The following is a 17504-nucleotide window of genomic DNA, read 5'->3' as shown; positions in this document are numbered from 1 at the left end:
ATTTGAGTTTAGCTATCGAAAAACTCAAACAGAGTAATCGATTTAAATAGATGCAAATGATATTGATTATCATTTAATTAAAATATACAGTGTGACCTAGTTAATTTATTAGGTCGCATTGTATGATTTCACTTCCTCACATTGGTTTTATTACTCCTGCCTCAAAACGATTTTTGAGCCAAAATAAACGCTTAATGCTGCCTTTATTTATTTTAACTTGCCTTGCAATACCGCAATTACGCGAAATAACAATGACCGCACTCAGTGATGCATTTTTTCAAGTGAGTGTGTTTGTTGCTGCTACCCTGTTAATTTATTACTACGCTATAGAACACTTACCTCAATTAGAGCTTTGTTATTTAAGTGCCAAGTCCCCTATTTTAGAAATTAGCTTTGCAGCGGTTTTAGGTGCATTACCTGGCTGTGGTGGCGCTATTATTGTGGTTACTCAATTTACAAAAGGCCAAGCAAGCTTTGGTGCTATTATTGCTGTGCTAACAGCTACAATGGGCGATGCAGCGTTTTTATTACTTGCTACCCGACCTACTGAAGGCTTGTTAATTATGGGCATAGGGTTAGTTGTGGGTACATTCAGTGGTTTACTGGTTAATACAATACACAAAAAAAATTTTTTACGCCCAACAGCGCAAGAACAAAAGCACCAAATTAAAATACTCTCAACTAACATTATTAAAATCAGTAAACCGATTTGGGTGGTAGCAATTATCCCAAGCCTTATAATTGCCTTTTTGATTGCCTTTAATGTTAATTTTACACAGTTTGGCACAAGCACTTTAGTTACGCTATTTGGTGCATTAATGGCTTTATTTATTGTTAGTATTTGGGCACTTTCGTCAAGAGGTGAAAGCTATCAAGAAGTAACGTCAGAAGACGATGCCTGTCACCCTCCTTCTAAAATAATAAAAGTATTACAAGATACCCATTTTGTTACGGCATGGGTTGTAGCCTCTTTTATGCTATTTGAGATTTTGGTTAACATTGCAGGACTTGATTTAAAAACGTGGTTTGTACATTACGCCTATTTGGCCCCATTAATTGCAGTGCTAATTGGATTTTTACCCGGCTGTGGCCCGCAAATAATTGTTACAACGCTTTATATTCAAGGCATTATTCCCTTTAGTGCTTTAGCAGGAAACGCAATTTCTAACGATGGTGATGCGTTATTCCCAGCAATAACAATGGCGCCCAAAGCTGCAGTTATAGCTACACTTTATACGTCTATTCCCGCATTAATAGTTGGTTATGGATTGTATTTTTTTGCTGAAATTTAAAAAATGAGATTTAAAAAACGCAAAAAAGCTCAGCAATTGCTGAGCTTTTAACATGTTAAGTTATTCTTACTTATACAGTAGTTGGTTCTGCTGCTAATTCTTTTGGATTTGGACCAAAATCGTTCTCGCCTTCGTGCGAATCTTGCGCAAGAAAAACAATTAAAACAATCCAACCGATGATTGGTACTAACCAAAGTAACTGCCACCAGCCTGAACGGCCTGTGTCATGAAGACGACGTGCACCCGCACTTAAGCCAGGAATTAATAGCGCTAAGCTATAAATAGAGCCAATGAACATTGTACCTAGTACACCATCAATCGCATTACAAACTACTGAAAAAATGAAGTTAAATAATATAAACATCCAATATGCTTTACGACGATTACGGCCTGAAAAATCCGCGTAACTACGCAACGCGTTCATATAATGTTCCATGAAATTTCCTTAGTGTTATTTTTTATATTCCCTAACGGGGTTAATCTAATTACTTTTTAGTAACATTTGTATCTTAATTAAAAACAGCTCAAATTAAAACAAAAAACCAGCTAAAAGCTGGTTTTTATTACATATTAACAATTTAGCTGTTAACTCATAGCCATCATCATTGCTGATGGATTTTCTAAGTACGATTTCCATAAATTATTAAAACGAGCAATAGTGCCCCCATCAATAACACGATGATCGCCAGACCAACTCACTTGCATAATAGCTTTACTTACAACTTGCCCACTTTCGTCAAAACGCGGTAAATACTGTAATTTACCAAGCGCAACAATTGCCACTTCTGGTTTATTAATTATAGGGGTCGCAATAGTGCCGCCAATCGCACCAATGTTAGAGATGCTAATTGTCCCACCTTTTAAATCATCCGGTGCAACACGCCCTTCTCGCGCTGAATGAGTTAACCTGGTTAAATCATTTGCCACATCAACAATGCTCTTACTCTGGCACGATTTAATATTAGGCACTAACAAGCCAATTTTAGAATCAACCGCAATACCAATATTATGATCGTTATAATAGGTAAGCTCTGAGCATTCATCGTTCACTTTTGAATTAAGTACAGGGTACTCTTTCATTGCTAGCGACAATGCTTTTACAAAAAATGGCATCATAGTGAGCTTTACGCCTTGTGCTTTGTACTGCTCTTTTAAAGAACTACGCAAAGCTATAAGATGCGTTAAGTCTATTTCATCACTAAACGTAAAGTGCGGAATAGTTGAAACCGACGCTACCATTTGCTTGGCCATGGCCGCTTTAATGCCTTTAATTTGCTCGACTCTTACGCCACCGCTTTGATTCTGCGTTTGGTTTTGTACTGCACTTTGAGAAGCATCGCTATCAAGCGGTGAAGTATCAATAGTATTTGGCACTTCGCCTTTTACAAACTCTTCAATATCTTGCTTGTAAATACGTCCATTTTTACCACTACCTGGTACACAGGTTAAATCAACATCTAGTTCACGTGCTTTACGACGAACCGCAGGCGATGCAACCGCTTTTTGATTGATAATTTTAGCAGCTTGCTGCGTTTTAACAGGGGAAACTTTTTCAGCGACGGCATTAGTTTGAGCCTTTACGACCGCTTGGTTTATATCAACATTTGGTTTTGGTGCACTGCCTGCAATTGTCATTTGAAACAACGGGCTATGTACTTTGGCTATTTCGCCTTTTTGATAATATAACTTTTGTACAGTGCCTGTATATTTTGCCGGAATTTGTACTAATGCTTTGTCGGTCATTACGTCACAAACCGCTTGGTCTTCTTCTATTTCGTCGCCTTCAGCAACTAACCAATCAACAATCTCACACTCAACAATACCTTCACCAATATCCGGTAATATAAAATCCTCAACCACATCAGCTGCATCATTAGTTTTATTTTCAGCTTGTACTGGCTCTTGTACTACTTCATTGCTAATGCTTTCACCGGCTACATCCATAGCGAATAAAGGGGCATGTACTTTAGCAATCTCACCTTTTAGATAATATAACTTTGAAATTACGCCATCATGCACTGCCGGAATTTGTACTAATGCTTTGTCTGTCATAACATCGCAGATTGGTTGATCCTCAGATACGGTATCGCCTTCTTGTACTAGCCATTCAACTACTTCGCATTCAACAATGCCTTCACCAATATCGGGTAATATAAAATCTTTAGCCATGGTAACCCCTAAAAATCCATTGATTGTTTAATTGCAGCCAACACTTTTAGTGCATCCGGTACGTATTCTTTTTCAAGTGCCAGCGGGTATGGGGTATCTAGACCACATACACGTAAAATTGGCGACTCTAAATGCAAGAAACACTCTTGTTGTATTGTTGCTGCTATCTCTGCACCAAAGCCATTGGTTATAGGCGCTTCATGACTCACGATTAAACGGCCGGTTTTAGTAACCGATTTAGCAATCGTTTCAACATCCCAAGGTAAAATACTACGAAGGTCAATTACTTCACAGCTTATACCTTGCTCGCTTGCTTGCTTTGCTGCATCTTCAATAATTTCCATTTGAGCACCCCACGCTAAAAGCGTAATATCACTACCCTCTAGTACTACTTCAGCCGTGCCTAATTCAATACTATAATCTTCTTCTGGCACTTCGCCAATTGATGCACGATATAAACGCTTAGGCTCAAAAAATATGACCGGGTTATCGTCTTTAATTGATGCACGTAATAATCCTTTAGCTTGATAAGGGTTACGCGGTACAACTACTTTCAAACCTGGTGTGTGCGCAAAATACGCTTCGGGTGATTGTGAATGGTACAAACCACCGGCAATGCCACCGCCGTAGGGCGTACGAATAGTTAAGTTACCGACATTAAATTCATTACCACTGCGATAACGAAACTTAGCGGCTTCATTTACTATTTGATCAAACGCTGGAAAAATATAATCAGCAAATTGAATTTCTGCTAATGCAGGCGCACCAAAAGCCGCTAAACCATTAGCAAAACCTAAAATACCTTGCTCGGTTAAAGGCGTATTAAAAACACGATGTTTACCGTACTTCTCTTGCAAGCCAGATGTTGCTCTAAATACACCACCGAAGTAACCAACATCTTCACCAAAAATACAGGCTTGAGGGTGTTCATTCATCGTAATATCGAGAGCAGAGTTAATTGCGTGGAGCATGTTCATTTTAGCCATTACTTAATTCTCCCTGCGGTTACTGGGTAAGCATCTGGATGCTGTTTTATATGTTCTTTTAGTTGCTCGTACTGGCGTTGCAATAATGGAATTGGTGTATCGTAAACGTCAGATACCAGTTCTTCTAAAGCGGGCTTCGCAACAACTTCAGCACGTTTAAGCGCTGCTAAAATTTCTTCACGAATCGACTCTTTTGCTTTTAAATCGTCTTCTTCGTTTAACCAGTCTTGCTTGACCAGCCATTTTCTAAATTTATCAATAGGACACGTTTGATGATTCGCTTCTTCATCTTTAGAACGATAACCACTTGGATCGTCTGACGTAGAATGCGCTCCTAAACGATAAGCAATCGATTCAATAAGTACAGGCTCACCTTGTGTTGAAGCTATTTCGCGTGCTTTTTTAGTCGCCGCATAAACAGCAAGTGCATCTGTGCCATCAACACGAATTGTTTTAATACCATAACCCACACCACGCGATGCAATACCGTCGCCTTTAAACTGCTCATCAGCAGGGGTAGATATGGCATAACCGTTATTACGTGCAAAAAATATAACCGGCGCTCTGTGAACCGCTGCCATATTTAAACCGGCATGAAAGTCACCTTCAGATGCAGCACCTTCACCAAAATAACAAATGGTTACATTATCAATTGTGCTGGAAAGCTCGCCTGTTTTAGTGTCGATGTGCTTTATTTTTTGGCCATATGCATAACCTGTTGCCTGTGGTATTTGCGTACCCAATGGCGATGAGATCGTCATGTAGTTTAGCGCTTTAGAACCATAGTGAATTGGCATTTGACGACCTTTACCTAAATCCAATTCATTTGAAAACATTTGGTTCATAAATTGATCAAGCGTAAAGCCACGATAATGCAGTGCTGCCTGTTCACGATATTGAGCCATGATCATATCGTCTTGATCAAGTGCAGCAGCAGAGGCTGTAACTGCGGCTTCTTCGCCTAGGCATTGCATATAAAAGCTAACACGGCCTTGGCGCTGCGCGCCTTGCATACGTTCATCTAACAAACGTATAAAACGCATTGTTTCATATAACTTAATAGCGGTATGTTTTGAAATATCAGGTGCGGTTGCACTAGGATGAATGTCGCCGTCCTCAGTTAAAATACTAAGGGTTGGAATATTAAGCGCTTGACCATCAATAAATTCAAGCTCGTGGTTAATATTCAGCGATACGTTATTTGGATTACTCATAACCTACCTTCTTTTGTTGTCGGTAAAACAGTGCCCCTTTAAATTATTATTATGGGTGATTGCTGCTGGTTAAACTTTGCAACATCTGCACTATCTTTAATTAAAGCTGCCAACACTTTACGTTAACGTAAAGTGTTATTCAACAGATCTGGGACGAAACAAAAGCAAATACAGGTTAAATAAGTGGCAAGTTAACGATACGATTACTTTAATTAATAGTAATCATATAGTTAACTTGAAGACATCAGTGGTCTGATGAGTTCAATTAGACGAAATTGCTATCAATATCCATTGGAATAACTGTAAGGAGTGCTCTTTGCCCTAATGCTACGCTCGCATTTGGGAAAATAATAGCCTCTCCTTCAACGTCAGCGTAAATCGCTTTATCACCGTCGGTTGCAAGTAGTTCACCTTTCGCAAAGCCAGTAAAGTTCTCAGCATTATCAGAAAAAGGAAAACTAAAATCGTCCTGTGTTCTATTAATTGTGCGATGGACAGCAAATAACTCAAAATCGTTTGCATTAAATTCAGGATATTCAACTTCATTTTGACTAATTAATGCCGTTAAGGTTTGCTTTGTTTTTTCAAAGCGAGCCATATCGTTTTGACCAAATGGTTTAACTTGACCTAGCTCTACGGTAAATGAATCAGCTCCATGTACAAATGATGAATAATAGCTAAATGTTGTTGCAGGAGATTTCATCATAAGTACGGTATTTACACCACAACTCAATAAAAATTGTAACTGAGACTTTTTCCAAGGCTTACCATGTAAAAATGGATACACAGCAAATTTTTCGTTTTTAGAGCCTCTAATTGCAGTGTGTAAGTCGTAGTGACACCGGCTACTGCCTTGCTCGCCACGCGTATAAAAATCGCTTACGTATTGCTCAAGCTTTGCAGCACGGGTACGCTCATTATTCATTGGTACACCTTCAACTGTATGGTGACCATTAAATAATCTATTTAAGTTTTCTTCTACAAAACGCAGGCCAATATTAATTGATTGTGGATTACCATAAATAAACAAAGCGCGCTGCTTAAGTATCAACTCGCCTTTTATAATTTGTTTAATAAGTGCATCACAAATTTCAATTGGCGCAGTTTCGTTACCGTGTACGGCGCTTGAATAAACTACATCTTTTGACGTTGTAACAGCAGGTTGAAACTCGATTACACCGGTATCGTGTATATTTACACGAGTTCCATTATCTAAAACAAACTCACCTGCATCTAAATGCCATTCGTTATTGCAACTAAGCGTTAAAAAATCGCCAGTGTGTTTTAATTCATTTAAGTAAGATGGATTGGCTGACATATAATAAGCCCTTAAAAAATAATGTGAGAGTAGACTCTTATGAATATATTTTTATATACACAAGGTATAGAAACGAAAACGGCTGAATAAATCAGCCGTTTTAAAATTATTAGATTAAGTTAGCTTATAACTGAATCTACAAGCTTTTTAGCTTCTTTTTCAAGTAATGCTAAATGCTCTTCACCTTTAAATGATTCAAGGTATATTTTATAAATATCTTCGGTACCTGATGGACGCGCTGCAAACCAGCCGTTCTCAGTTACCACTTTTAAACCACCAATGGCGGCATCATTACCTGGTGCATGAGTCAATTTTTGCAAAATAGGCTCGCCAGCAAGTGTATCTGCTTTAACATCAGAAGCACTCAATGCTTTTAAACGTGCTTTTTGACCGCTTGTGGCTGGTGCATCTAGGCGTTTATAAATTGGAGAACCAAACTCTTGTTCTAATTCTTTATAAAGCACTGATGGCGTTTTACCTGTCACAGCCAAAATCTCTGCGGCTAATAGACCCATAATGAAGCCATCTTTATCTGTACACCATACAGAGCCATCAAAACGTAGGAATGCAGCACCTGCGCTTTCTTCGCCACCAAAGGCAAGCTTGCCTTTGCTTAAGCCTTCAACAAACCATTTAAAGCCTACTGGTACTTCTTTAACCTTACGGTTGTTCCGAGCAGCGACTTTGTCGATCATAGAGCTAGAAACCAATGTTTTGCCAATTTCTACGGTTTCATTCCAATCACGGTGTTTAAGTAAGTAATCGATTGCCACCGCTAAAAAGTGGTTTGGATTCATTAAGCCATCTGGCGTTACAATACCGTGACGATCGTAGTCAGGGTCATTACCAATAGACACATCAAAATCATCTTTTAGTGCAATAAGATTTGCCATTGAATAAGGTGATGAACAATCCATACGAATTTTGCCGTCTTTATCAAGTGGCATAAAAGCAAAACGTGGATCAACAACATCATTAACTACGGTTAAATCTAAATTATATTTTTTTGCAATGACTGGCCAAAAATTAATACCTGAACCACCTAGTGGATCGATACCAATTTTAATACCTGCATCGCTGATTGCTTTTAAATTAACGATATTTGCTAAGTCATCAATATAAGGAGTCATTAAATCTTCGTAGCGGATAAAGCCCGAACGCGATGCTTTAGCGAATGGGAATAACTCAACTTCAACTAAATCTTCTAATAAAAGTTGATTAGCTCTGTCTTCAATCCACTTAGTTACGTCGGTATCAGCTGGTCCGCCATTAGGTGGATTGTATTTAAAGCCACCATCTTCAGGAGGGTTATGCGAAGGCGTAACAACAATCCCGTCAGCTAATTCATTTGGGTGTAGTTTATTGTGGCTCACTATAGCGTGGCTGATAACTGGCGTTGGTGTAAAATCACCGTCTTCTTGCGTTATCACTTGTACTTCGTTAGCAACTAATACTTCAATAGCCGAGTTAAATGCGGCTTCACTCAATGCGTGTGTGTCTTTGCCTAAAAATAACGGACCAAATATGTCATTTTGTTTTCTGTAATCACAAATAGCTTGAGTAATGGCTAAAATATGAGACTCGTTAAATTTAACATCGTAAGAACAACCTCGATGTCCTGAAGTGCCAAAGGCAACACAATGATCTGGATTTTGTTCAAGATCAGGTTCGTTTAAGTAGTACGCAGATACTAATTTAGGTACGTTAACCAATGCCGATTGTGGAGCAGTTTTGCCTGCGCCTGAATGAATAGCCATTATATTTCCTTACAGGTAATCGCGAATTTTTTCAGCTTGCTCAGCACTATATCCAAGGCAAAGAGCAACTTCATGAAGCATCATTTTTTTACGTGTTGTATTAGAATTAGTCATAACCCAATATTCACTATCGGTTATGTTCTTAGGGTTCATACTACTCCCGCTGTTTACTAAAGCTTCTTTACTAGTAGCAAAGTAAACACGGTCACGGCCTTTTATATCTAATACAGCCGAAAAATCAGTTTTATGTGTGCGGTAAAATGCACTTAAAATAAACAAAAAGCGTCCAACAACGCCCTTTTGCATTGCCAGCTCTTCTTTATTTAATACATTAAAAACATTATCGCTTTTTTGCTTCACTGGTGCGTGAGCTAAAGGCGTTTGTTTTTTTGAAGTCTCAGCAGCAGATGGCTCTGAGCTTTTTAATGTGGCGGTAGACGTAGTCGCAGTTTGATTGTTTTGAGTTAGTTCTACGTTTGCGGTTTGAATTTTTTCGCCGCTCAGATTTAATAAACGACGTAAAATAGTGGATGCACTTTCACCAATACTTTGAGTATTGCTTGCAATATATTGATATAACTCGTCGTCTATGTCGATTTGTTTCATGTTCTTCCTGTCATTACGGGTCACATTTTTTTCTCCCGTGTGATTATACCCAAACCAATCAGAAATGCGAGTTACAACAAGCACTCCCGTAAACATATTAATATTTACCTAATTGTTGTTGATTTAAAGCCCAAAAGCCCAATTTAATAAATAGTCGCTGTATTTTTTGCTTTTTAGAGCAATGCTCGGCAAACTATGGCGAAATTTTCAGGAGGCGGGTATGCAGTTAAATTACAGGCAACAAGGGCAAGGTCCTAATGTTATTTTGATACATGGGCTTTTTGGATCATTAGAAAACCTAAATGTAATCGCAAAACCATTAAGTGAACACTTTAATGTTATTAACGTTGATTTACGCAACCACGGACTTTCACCGCATAGCAGCGAAATGAACTACCCGGCAATGGCTCAAGATATTGTTGAGTTATTGGCAGATTTGAACATAGATAAAGCACATTTAGTTGGGCATTCTATGGGTGGTAAAGTGGCAATGGAATTAGCACTTACACATCCTGAACTTGTAAATAAGCTTGTTGTACTTGATATAGCACCTGTTAGTTACCCCGCTCGCCACACAAAAATATTACAAGCATTAAAAGCGGTTTCAGCGCAGTCAATAGATGATAGAAAGCAAGCTGATGTAATTATGCAACCTTATATAGAAGAACTGGGAGTGCGACAGTTTCTACTTAAAAGTCTCGCTAAAAATGAGGAAGGTCATTTTGCATGGCGGTTTAACTTAAATGTGCTTGACGAAAAATATTCTACTATCACATCCAATGTTAATGAAAATAATTCTTGTTTATGCGATACTCTTTTCATTAAAGGTAATGATTCTGACTATATTTTGCCCGAGCATCGTACTGCAATTAAAGCTCGCTTTAAAAATACCAAGGCTAAAATAATTCATGGCGCAGGCCATTGGCTTCATGCTCAAAAGCCACTTGCTGTAAATAAAGCGATAAACGACTTTTTAACTGCGGTTTAAAGCAATTTTAATCGCGTGTTTTTGATTTTGCGCACTAAATATATGAATAATTATATGCTATAGTACGCGCCGTTTAATTTAAAGGTTATACGTTGATGGTCAGTCAATTAATTAACGAATTTGATACCCTAGGGTTGTATTTTGGCTTAGCCGGTATTTTCATATTCATCGGCATGGCAATTAAAGACGTACTAAAAAGTGGCAATGTGCCTAAGTTCGGACAATACATTGTCTGGGGCGTGCTCTTTTTAGGTTGTTCGGGCTTTATTGCTAAAGGGCTGATTCAAGTATTTTGGCAAGGCGCAGGTGTAGGTTAAGCATGGCGAAGTCAGAAACAGATAGAACTACACTCGATTTATTTGAATACGAAAAACGCCCAGGCAGACCTAAAACCAATCCCCTTTCACGGGATATGCAGTTAAAGGTAAATAAACGTAATCAAATAAAAAGAGATAAAGCACGTGGTTTAAAGCGTGTTGAATTTAAAGTTTCATCGCAGTTATATCAAGCATTGAGTGATATGGCAGATGCACAAAATATTAGCCGCAGTGCGCTGATTGAAACAATTTTACAAGAAAGATTGGCTATTGATACATAAAAGGTTTTAAATCCATGGCAAGTGTAGGCATTTTTTTCGGAAGTGACACAGGTAACACAGAACACGTAGCAAAAATGATCCAAAAAGAATTGGGTAAAAAGCTAGTGGCTGTTCATGATATTGCAAAAAGCTCTAAAGAAGAGATTGCTGAATTTGATTTGATCTTATTCGGTATCCCTACTTGGTACTACGGCGAAGCACAATGTGACTGGGATGATTTTTTTCCAGAGCTCGAAGAAGTAGACTTTGAAGGTAAACTTGTCGCTATTTTTGGTTGTGGAGACCAAGAAGATTACGCTGAGTACTTTTTAGATGCTATGGGCATGATCAACGATATCGTTACTGAGCGTGGCGCTATTGTGGTTGGTCATTGGCCGAGCGAAAGCTATGATTTTGAAGCATCTAAAGGCATGGCTGATGATAAGCACTTTGTAGGTTTAGGTATCGACGAAGACCGCCAACCAGAGCTTACAGAACAACGTGTTAAAGCATGGTCTGCCCAAGTATATGAAGAAATGTGTTTGAGTGAGCTAGCTGACTAATTTACAACATATATCGCTAACTGTTTAAATAATTATCAAACAGTTAGCGTTTTAAGCTTTAGTGGCAATATAAATCAATTGTTCTTTGCACTTAACGCTTAGGCACGTTATCCTGTTTGTTGCTAATGTGTCGTGTACATCTTTGCAAGATGTCTAGTATAACCAAATAAAATTGAGACAGATTTAATGACTGATCATAACTTGGAACTTAAAAAAGCCGGTTTAAAAGTAACTTTACCGCGTATTAAAATATTAGAGATTTTACAATCTCCAGATAACCAACACATCAGCGCTGAAGATGTTTACAAAATTCTTTTGGATTTAGGCGAAGAAATTGGTCTTGCAACTGTATACCGCGTACTTAACCAATTTGATGATGCGGGTATTGTAAGCCGTCATCACTTTGAAGGTGGCAAATCAGTATTTGAACTTTCTGGAAGCACACACCACGATCATTTAGTGTGTTTGAAATGTGGCAAAGTGGTAGAGTTTGAAGATGAGATGATTGAACGTCGTCAACTTGAAATTTCTGAAGAAAATGGTATTACACTTACAAACCACTCTTTATATTTATACGGTGAGTGTAATGATAAAGCAGCGTGTAAAGAATTTAGCGACGCTAACAGCTAATACCGCTTTTAAAAAGCAATAAAAAACCTGCTGAGTGCAGGTTTTTTTGTGTCTAAAATACGCTTGTAATAAACATACCCAGTAAAAACTGGGGATATTAAACCTGAACTCTGGTTAAGAGATTTACCAACGTATTGAATCATGGTGATATTTAAATTTATTTTCTCTAGCCAGAGATTTTAAGTGAAAACAAGGCGAATTCACGCGTCAATAGCTGGCCTATTGCAAGTAAATTCAACGCAGTTAGCGCTGAAAATAGTTGCTCGAGATAGATTTATTATCCAGAGTTCAGGTTTTTTAGATATTACTTATTGAGTTTTAGACCATGAATCGCGAAGACCCACTGTTTGGTTAAATACAACGTTCTCTGATTTAGAATCACGAGAGAAATAACCTGTACGCTCAAACTGAAAGCCCTGCTCTGCTTGTGAATTGGCAAGCGATGGCTCTAATTTAGCGTTTGATAAAACAACCAGTGACTCAGGATTTAATGTTGTTTCAAATTCCTCTGCAGCTGCTGGGTTTGGCACACTAAACAAACGATCGTATAAACGAACTTCTGCCGTAATACACTCTGGTGCTGAAACCCAATGAATAACACCTTTTACTTTACGTCCGTCACTTGGATTTTTACCAAGTGTTTGAGCATCGTAAGTACAGAAAATAGTTGTGATTTCGCCGTTTTCGTCTTTTTCAACACGCTGTGCTTTAATAACATAAGCGCCACGTAAGCGTACTTCTTTATCAAGCACTAAACGTTTAAACTTGTTATTCGCTTCTTCTTTAAAGTCTTCTCGTTCTATATAGATTTCACGAGTAAATGGTACATCACGGCGACCCATTTCTTCTTTATTTGGGTGATTGGCCACAGATAAAACCTCAACCTTGTCTGCATCGTAGTTTTCAATAACAACTTTAACAGGATCGAGTACGGCCATTACACGCGGTGCATTTTCGTTTAAATCTTCACGGATACACGCTTCAAGCATGCCCATTTCAACCATATTCTCTTGCTTTGTTACACCAATGCGCAAACAAAACTCACGAATTGAGCCAGGTGTATAACCACGGCGACGTAAACCTGCAATTGTAGGCATGCGTGGGTCATCCCACCCTTCTACATGGTTATTTACCACTAAATCGCTTAGCTTGCGCTTAGACATAATTGTGTATTCAAGATTTAAACGTGAAAACTCAATTTGCTGTGGGTGACACTCTAAACTAATGTTATCAAGTACCCAGTCGTATAAACGACGGTTATCTTGAAACTCTAATGTACATAATGAATGTGTAATACCTTCAAGCGCATCAGAAATACAGTGCGTAAAGTCATACATTGGGTAAATGCACCACTTGTCTGCTGTTTGATGATGATGAGCAAAACGTACACGGTAAATAATTGGATCGCGAAGCACCATAAATGAGCTTGCCATATCAATTTTAGCACGCAAGACACATTCACCTTCTTTGAATTCGCCAGCACGCATTTTTTCAAATAACGCTAGGTTTTCTTCAACTGAAGTATCTCTGTATGGGCTGTTTTTACCTGGCTCTTTTAATGTGCCACGATATTCACGTGCTTGATCTGCTGTTAAAAAACAAACGTAGGCTAAACCTTTTTCAATTAACTCAACAGCGTAGCCATATAAAGTATCAAAATAATTAGAAGAATACTTTATATCACCATCCCAATTGAAACCTAACCACTGAACATCTTCTTTTATAGAATTAACGTAGTTAATATCTTCTTTTTCTGGGTTTGTATCGTCGAAACGTAGGTTACATAAACCGTTATAATCTTTTGCGATACCAAAATTTAAACAAATTGATTTGGCATGACCAATATGCAAAAAGCCATTTGGTTCAGGTGGGAAACGTGTATGCGTAGTGGCATGTTTTCCACTTGATAAGTCTTCATCAATTCGGGTTCTAATAAAGTTACTTGGGCGATTCTCAGTTTCCGCCATAGGAGTGCAGTCCTCTAAATATTACGTAATAACAAAACTAATGCATTATTACAAAAACATACACTAACATACAGCAATAGATTAAGGTTTATTTTAGATATTACTTAACTTTAATTCAGCTTAACTCTTGTTTATGAATAAAATTTGTTTTAGCGCAATATTTAAGTCATCAAAGCCAATTATAGTAGCAAAATAACCTACTTTATAAGGATTCGAAGATGGCTACACTTAATCAACATCGTGTATATATTCCAACTAACGCACGCGCAAACCACTACCTTTTAGCAGAAGTCACCCCTAATCAGGATTTTTACAAAAGCTTTAGTAATATAAATTGTTGCTATGAACGTGTTGCGCGCCAACTGTTTGCTTCTTGCGATGAGTATGAGCTTCATAATGTGCACTTATTAGCGAATGATAAATTGCCCGTTGTAAGGTTTAATGATGAGTCTTATCAGTTTGAAACAGATAAACAGATGCTCTTTTTTTATAACCCTTGCTATCATGAAGCGCATAAGATTTATTACACTGAAGGTACACAGAGTAAAAAAATACGTATTCTATTTTTAGCTACAGGCGATGATTTACGAGCCAACTCTGCAGAATTTCATAATAAAGTTCAAAAAGTCTTAAACACTCTACAAGAACAACTTTTAGTAAATCAATCCCAGTTTAAACTTCGCGATCATCAACACTTAACATATGACCTATTTGCTAAAGAAAAAGGCAATAAGGAAAGCTATGGTTACAAATTAAGAAGCCTTTTCCCTCGCTATCAGTCAAGACAATGCAGCATACCCGATGAACACGCAGAGATGACTTACGCGACTTTTACTATACCGGTTTCGCGCGCTATTAAAACGCAATTTCAAACACTAATGAACACAAATGACTATGCTAAATTTTATGACTACTTTGCCTACTCATTTATACGTGCGTGTCAAAATAACAACCTGAATCATGGCGCTATGGTTGCTAATGGCGCAACACCTATTATACGAAACAGTAAAATTGATAAAAGTGAAGGCAATGCAGAACTTCAAAAATTAAGTTTTGATATTGACTCTAATGAAAATCAGATTAAGTATTTTTATGAGGCAAATAAACTAGTAGAGACCCTACATTTTGTAGTGGTTGCTACGCAACAGGATAAACATGAAATGGGGTACGGTCGATTTATGAACCAAGTGGAAAAAACAATTCATTCTCTGTGCAATGAGCTAGCCATAAATAAGCAGCGACAAGATTTATCTGTACGTTTTTTCCAACATATCAGTTACCCGTTCTAAATTTTCAGCTAATAACAAAAAGGCCCGCATATGCGGGCCTTTTTAAAGGAAACAAGCGATTACCAGCCTGTTTTCTCTTTAAGTGCTTTACCGATATCAGCAAGTGAACGTACAGTTTTTACGCCCGCAGCTTCTAATGCAGCAAATTTCTCATCAGCAGTACCTTTACCACCGGCAATGATTGCACCAGCGTGACCCATACGCTTACCTTCTGGTGCAGTAACACCAGCAATGTAAGATACTACAGGTTTAGTTACGTTTGCTTTGATGTACTCTGCAGCTTCTTCTTCTGCAGTACCACCAATTTCACCAATCATTACGATTGCTTCAGTTTGTGGATCTTTTTCAAACATTTCTAGAACGTCGATAAAGTTAGTACCTGGAATTGGATCACCACCAATACCAACACACGTAGACTGACCAAAACCAGCATCAGTAGTTTGCTTAACTGCTTCGTACGTTAAAGTACCAGAGCGAGAAACAATACCTACTTTACCTGGTTTGTGGATATGACCAGGCATGATACCAATCTTAGTCTCACCAGGAGTGATAACACCTGGACAGTTAGGACCGATCATACGAGTACCTGTTTGATCTAGTTTGATTTTAACATCAACCATATCAAGTGTAGGGATACCTTCAGTGATACAAACAATGAGCTCGATGCCAGCATCGATAGCTTCTAAGATTGCATCTTTACAGAAAGGAGCTGGTACGTAGATAACTGAAGCAGTTGCGCCAGTTTCTTGAACAGCATCACGAACTGTGTTGAATACAGGAAGACCAAGGTGCGTTTGACCGCCTTTACCCGGGCTAACACCACCAACCATTTGTGTACCGTACTCAAGCGCTTGCTCTGAGTGGAAAGTACCTTGGCCACCAGTGAAACCTTGACAGATAACTTTTGTATCTTTATTGATTAATACAGACATTATTTGCCCTCCGCAGCAGCAACAACTTTCTCAGCAGCGTCTGTTAGTGATTCAGCAGCAATGATATCTAGACCAGAGTTCTTAAGAACTTCACGACCTAATTCAGCATTAGTACCTTCTAAACGTACAACAACTGGTACGGTTACGCCAACTTCTTTAACTGCACCAATGATGCCTTCAGCAATCATGTCACAACGTACAATACCGCCAAAGATGTTTACTAAAACAGCTTTAACATTGTCGTCAGAAAGAATGATTTTGAATGCTTCAGAAACACGTTCTTTAGTCGCGCCGCCGCCAACATCTAGGAAGTTAGCCGGTTTGCCGCCATGTAGGTTTACGATGTCCATAGTACCCATCGCTAGGCCTGCACCGTTAACCATACAACCAACATTGCCATCTAGAGCAACGTAGTTAAGTTCGAAGCTTGCTGCGTGTGCTTCACGTGCATCTTCTTGAGATGGATCGTGGAACTCACGGATTTTAGGTTGACGGTAAAGTGCATTACCATCGATACCGATTTTGCCGTCAAGACAGTGAAGATTACCTTCGTCTGTGATTACTAACGGGTTGATTTCAAGTAGTGCGAAATCAAAATCAGTGAACATTTTACCAAGACCCATAAAGATCTTAACAAACTGCTTCATTTGTACTGGGTTAAGACCCAATTTGAAGCCTAGCTCACGTGCTTGGAAAGCCTGTGGACCCACTAGTGGATCGATTTCAGCTTTGTGGATAAGCTCAGGTGTTTCTTCTGCAACAGTTTCAATTTCAACGCCGCCTTCAGTAGACGCCATGAAAACTACTTTGCGAGATGCACGGTCAACTACTGCACCTAGGTACAATTCGTTAGCAATGTCAGTACAGCTTTCAACTAAAATTTTAGCTACTGGCTGACCTTTCTCGTCTGTTTGGTAAGTAACTAGGTTTTTACCCAACCAGTTAGCTGCAAACGCTTTTACTTCGTCGATAGTTTTAACTAGCTTTACACCGCCAGCTTTACCACGTCCACCTGCGTGAACCTGAGTTTTAACAACCCACATATCACCGCCGATTTTTTCAGCAGCTGCTGCAGCTTCTTCAGGTGTATCGCAAGCGAAACCTTGAGAAACTGGTAAACCATATTCGGCAAAAAGTTGTTTTGCCTGATACTCATGCAAATTCATGATGCTTTATCCAATTTTTTATACTAAAAGAGCTGAATATTTTTTCAAAT

Annotated in this window: 17 protein-coding genes; 7 read left to right on the top strand and 10 right to left on the bottom strand. The window is 38.5% G+C overall.

Features of this window, described 5'->3' with window-relative positions:
• Positions 1 to 122: 122 nt before the first annotated feature.
• Entirely contained in the window at positions 123 to 1292 is a 1170-nt protein-coding gene (locus QL998_RS02380) for a putative manganese transporter (RefSeq protein WP_290192075.1), read from the top strand.
• A 70-nt stretch (positions 1293 to 1362) separates the two neighbouring features.
• On the opposite strand, the gene QL998_RS02375 is transcribed toward QL998_RS02380, so the two are convergent.
• The 7 genes from QL998_RS02375 to seqA all read right to left on the bottom strand — a co-directional run bounded on the left by QL998_RS02375 (position 1363) and on the right by seqA (position 9342).
• Complete coding sequence (locus tag QL998_RS02375; protein ID WP_010552684.1) at positions 1363 to 1728, bottom strand: DUF805 domain-containing protein; 366 nt, start codon at positions 1726 to 1728, stop codon at positions 1363 to 1365.
• A gap of 149 nt (positions 1729 to 1877) precedes the next feature.
• Complete coding sequence (locus QL998_RS02370; protein WP_290192074.1) at positions 1878 to 3461, bottom strand: dihydrolipoyllysine-residue acetyltransferase; 1584 nt, start codon at positions 3459 to 3461, stop codon at positions 1878 to 1880.
• An 8-nt stretch (positions 3462 to 3469) separates the two neighbouring features.
• Positions 3470 to 4447, bottom strand: a complete 978-nt coding sequence (locus QL998_RS02365) for a transketolase C-terminal domain-containing protein (protein WP_170070841.1) — start codon at positions 4445 to 4447, stop codon at positions 3470 to 3472.
• Entirely contained in the window at positions 4447 to 5661 is a 1215-nt protein-coding gene (locus tag QL998_RS02360; RefSeq protein ID WP_290192073.1) for a thiamine pyrophosphate-dependent dehydrogenase E1 component subunit alpha, read from the bottom strand. Before QL998_RS02360 ends, QL998_RS02365 begins: the two co-directional genes overlap by 1 nt.
• A 265-nt stretch (positions 5662 to 5926) precedes the next feature.
• On the bottom strand, positions 5927 to 6979 hold the full coding sequence (gene astE, locus QL998_RS02355) for a succinylglutamate desuccinylase (protein ID WP_024605565.1): 1053 nt from the start codon (positions 6977 to 6979) through the stop codon (positions 5927 to 5929).
• A gap of 119 nt (positions 6980 to 7098) precedes the next feature.
• Positions 7099 to 8736 (bottom strand): phosphoglucomutase (alpha-D-glucose-1,6-bisphosphate-dependent), encoded by a 1638-nt coding sequence (gene pgm / locus QL998_RS02350; protein WP_024605564.1) that lies wholly within the window; start codon positions 8734 to 8736, stop codon positions 7099 to 7101.
• A gap of 9 nt (positions 8737 to 8745) precedes the next feature.
• On the bottom strand, positions 8746 to 9342 hold the full coding sequence (seqA, locus tag QL998_RS02345) for a replication initiation negative regulator SeqA (RefSeq protein ID WP_024605563.1): 597 nt from the start codon (positions 9340 to 9342) through the stop codon (positions 8746 to 8748).
• Positions 9343 to 9562: 220 nt separating this feature from the next.
• Here seqA and QL998_RS02340 point away from each other — a divergent pair, with 220 nt between their 5' ends.
• The 5 genes from QL998_RS02340 (at position 9563) to fur (ending at position 12100) form a co-directional block, all read left to right on the top strand.
• The gene (locus QL998_RS02340) at positions 9563 to 10330 is read left to right on the top strand and encodes an alpha/beta fold hydrolase (RefSeq protein WP_024605562.1); all 768 of its coding nucleotides are present in this window, start codon (positions 9563 to 9565) and stop codon (positions 10328 to 10330) included.
• Between the two features lie 95 nt (positions 10331 to 10425).
• The gene (locus tag QL998_RS02335; protein ID WP_002962930.1) at positions 10426 to 10647 is read left to right on the top strand and encodes a DUF2788 domain-containing protein; all 222 of its coding nucleotides are present in this window, start codon (positions 10426 to 10428) and stop codon (positions 10645 to 10647) included.
• A 2-nt stretch (positions 10648 to 10649) separates the two neighbouring features.
• The gene (gene ybfE, locus QL998_RS02330) at positions 10650 to 10928 is read left to right on the top strand and encodes a LexA regulated protein (RefSeq protein ID WP_002962928.1); all 279 of its coding nucleotides are present in this window, start codon (positions 10650 to 10652) and stop codon (positions 10926 to 10928) included.
• Between the two features lie 14 nt (positions 10929 to 10942).
• On the top strand, positions 10943 to 11470 hold the full coding sequence (gene fldA, locus QL998_RS02325; protein WP_007586856.1) for a flavodoxin FldA: 528 nt from the start codon (positions 10943 to 10945) through the stop codon (positions 11468 to 11470).
• Between the two features lie 186 nt (positions 11471 to 11656).
• Positions 11657 to 12100, top strand: coding sequence for a ferric iron uptake transcriptional regulator (gene fur, locus QL998_RS02320; protein WP_007586857.1), 444 nt, complete (start codon positions 11657 to 11659; stop codon positions 12098 to 12100).
• A gap of 308 nt (positions 12101 to 12408) precedes the next feature.
• Here fur and glnS read toward each other — a convergent pair whose 3' ends face one another.
• Complete coding sequence (gene glnS, locus QL998_RS02315) at positions 12409 to 14067, bottom strand: glutamine--tRNA ligase (RefSeq protein ID WP_024604823.1); 1659 nt, start codon at positions 14065 to 14067, stop codon at positions 12409 to 12411.
• A gap of 218 nt (positions 14068 to 14285) precedes the next feature.
• Between glnS and QL998_RS02310 the strand changes: the two genes are divergently transcribed.
• On the top strand, positions 14286 to 15356 hold the full coding sequence (locus QL998_RS02310; protein WP_024604822.1) for a DUF3083 family protein: 1071 nt from the start codon (positions 14286 to 14288) through the stop codon (positions 15354 to 15356).
• A 59-nt stretch (positions 15357 to 15415) separates the two neighbouring features.
• On the opposite strand, the gene sucD is transcribed toward QL998_RS02310, so the two are convergent.
• Both sucD and sucC read right to left on the bottom strand, forming a co-directional pair.
• Entirely contained in the window at positions 15416 to 16288 is an 873-nt protein-coding gene (sucD, locus tag QL998_RS02305; protein ID WP_024599573.1) for a succinate--CoA ligase subunit alpha, read from the bottom strand.
• Complete coding sequence (sucC, locus tag QL998_RS02300) at positions 16288 to 17454, bottom strand: ADP-forming succinate--CoA ligase subunit beta (RefSeq protein WP_024599574.1); 1167 nt, start codon at positions 17452 to 17454, stop codon at positions 16288 to 16290. Before sucC ends, sucD begins: the two co-directional genes overlap by 1 nt.
• Between the last annotated feature and the right edge of the window lie 50 nt (positions 17455 to 17504).

Source organism: Pseudoalteromonas sp. APC 3691 (assembly GCF_030408135.1).
In the GTDB taxonomy this organism is placed as follows: Bacteria; Pseudomonadota; Gammaproteobacteria; order Enterobacterales; family Alteromonadaceae; genus Pseudoalteromonas.
Note: the sequence above shows the minus strand (reverse complement) of the source record. Positions and strands in the feature narration are given on the sequence as shown.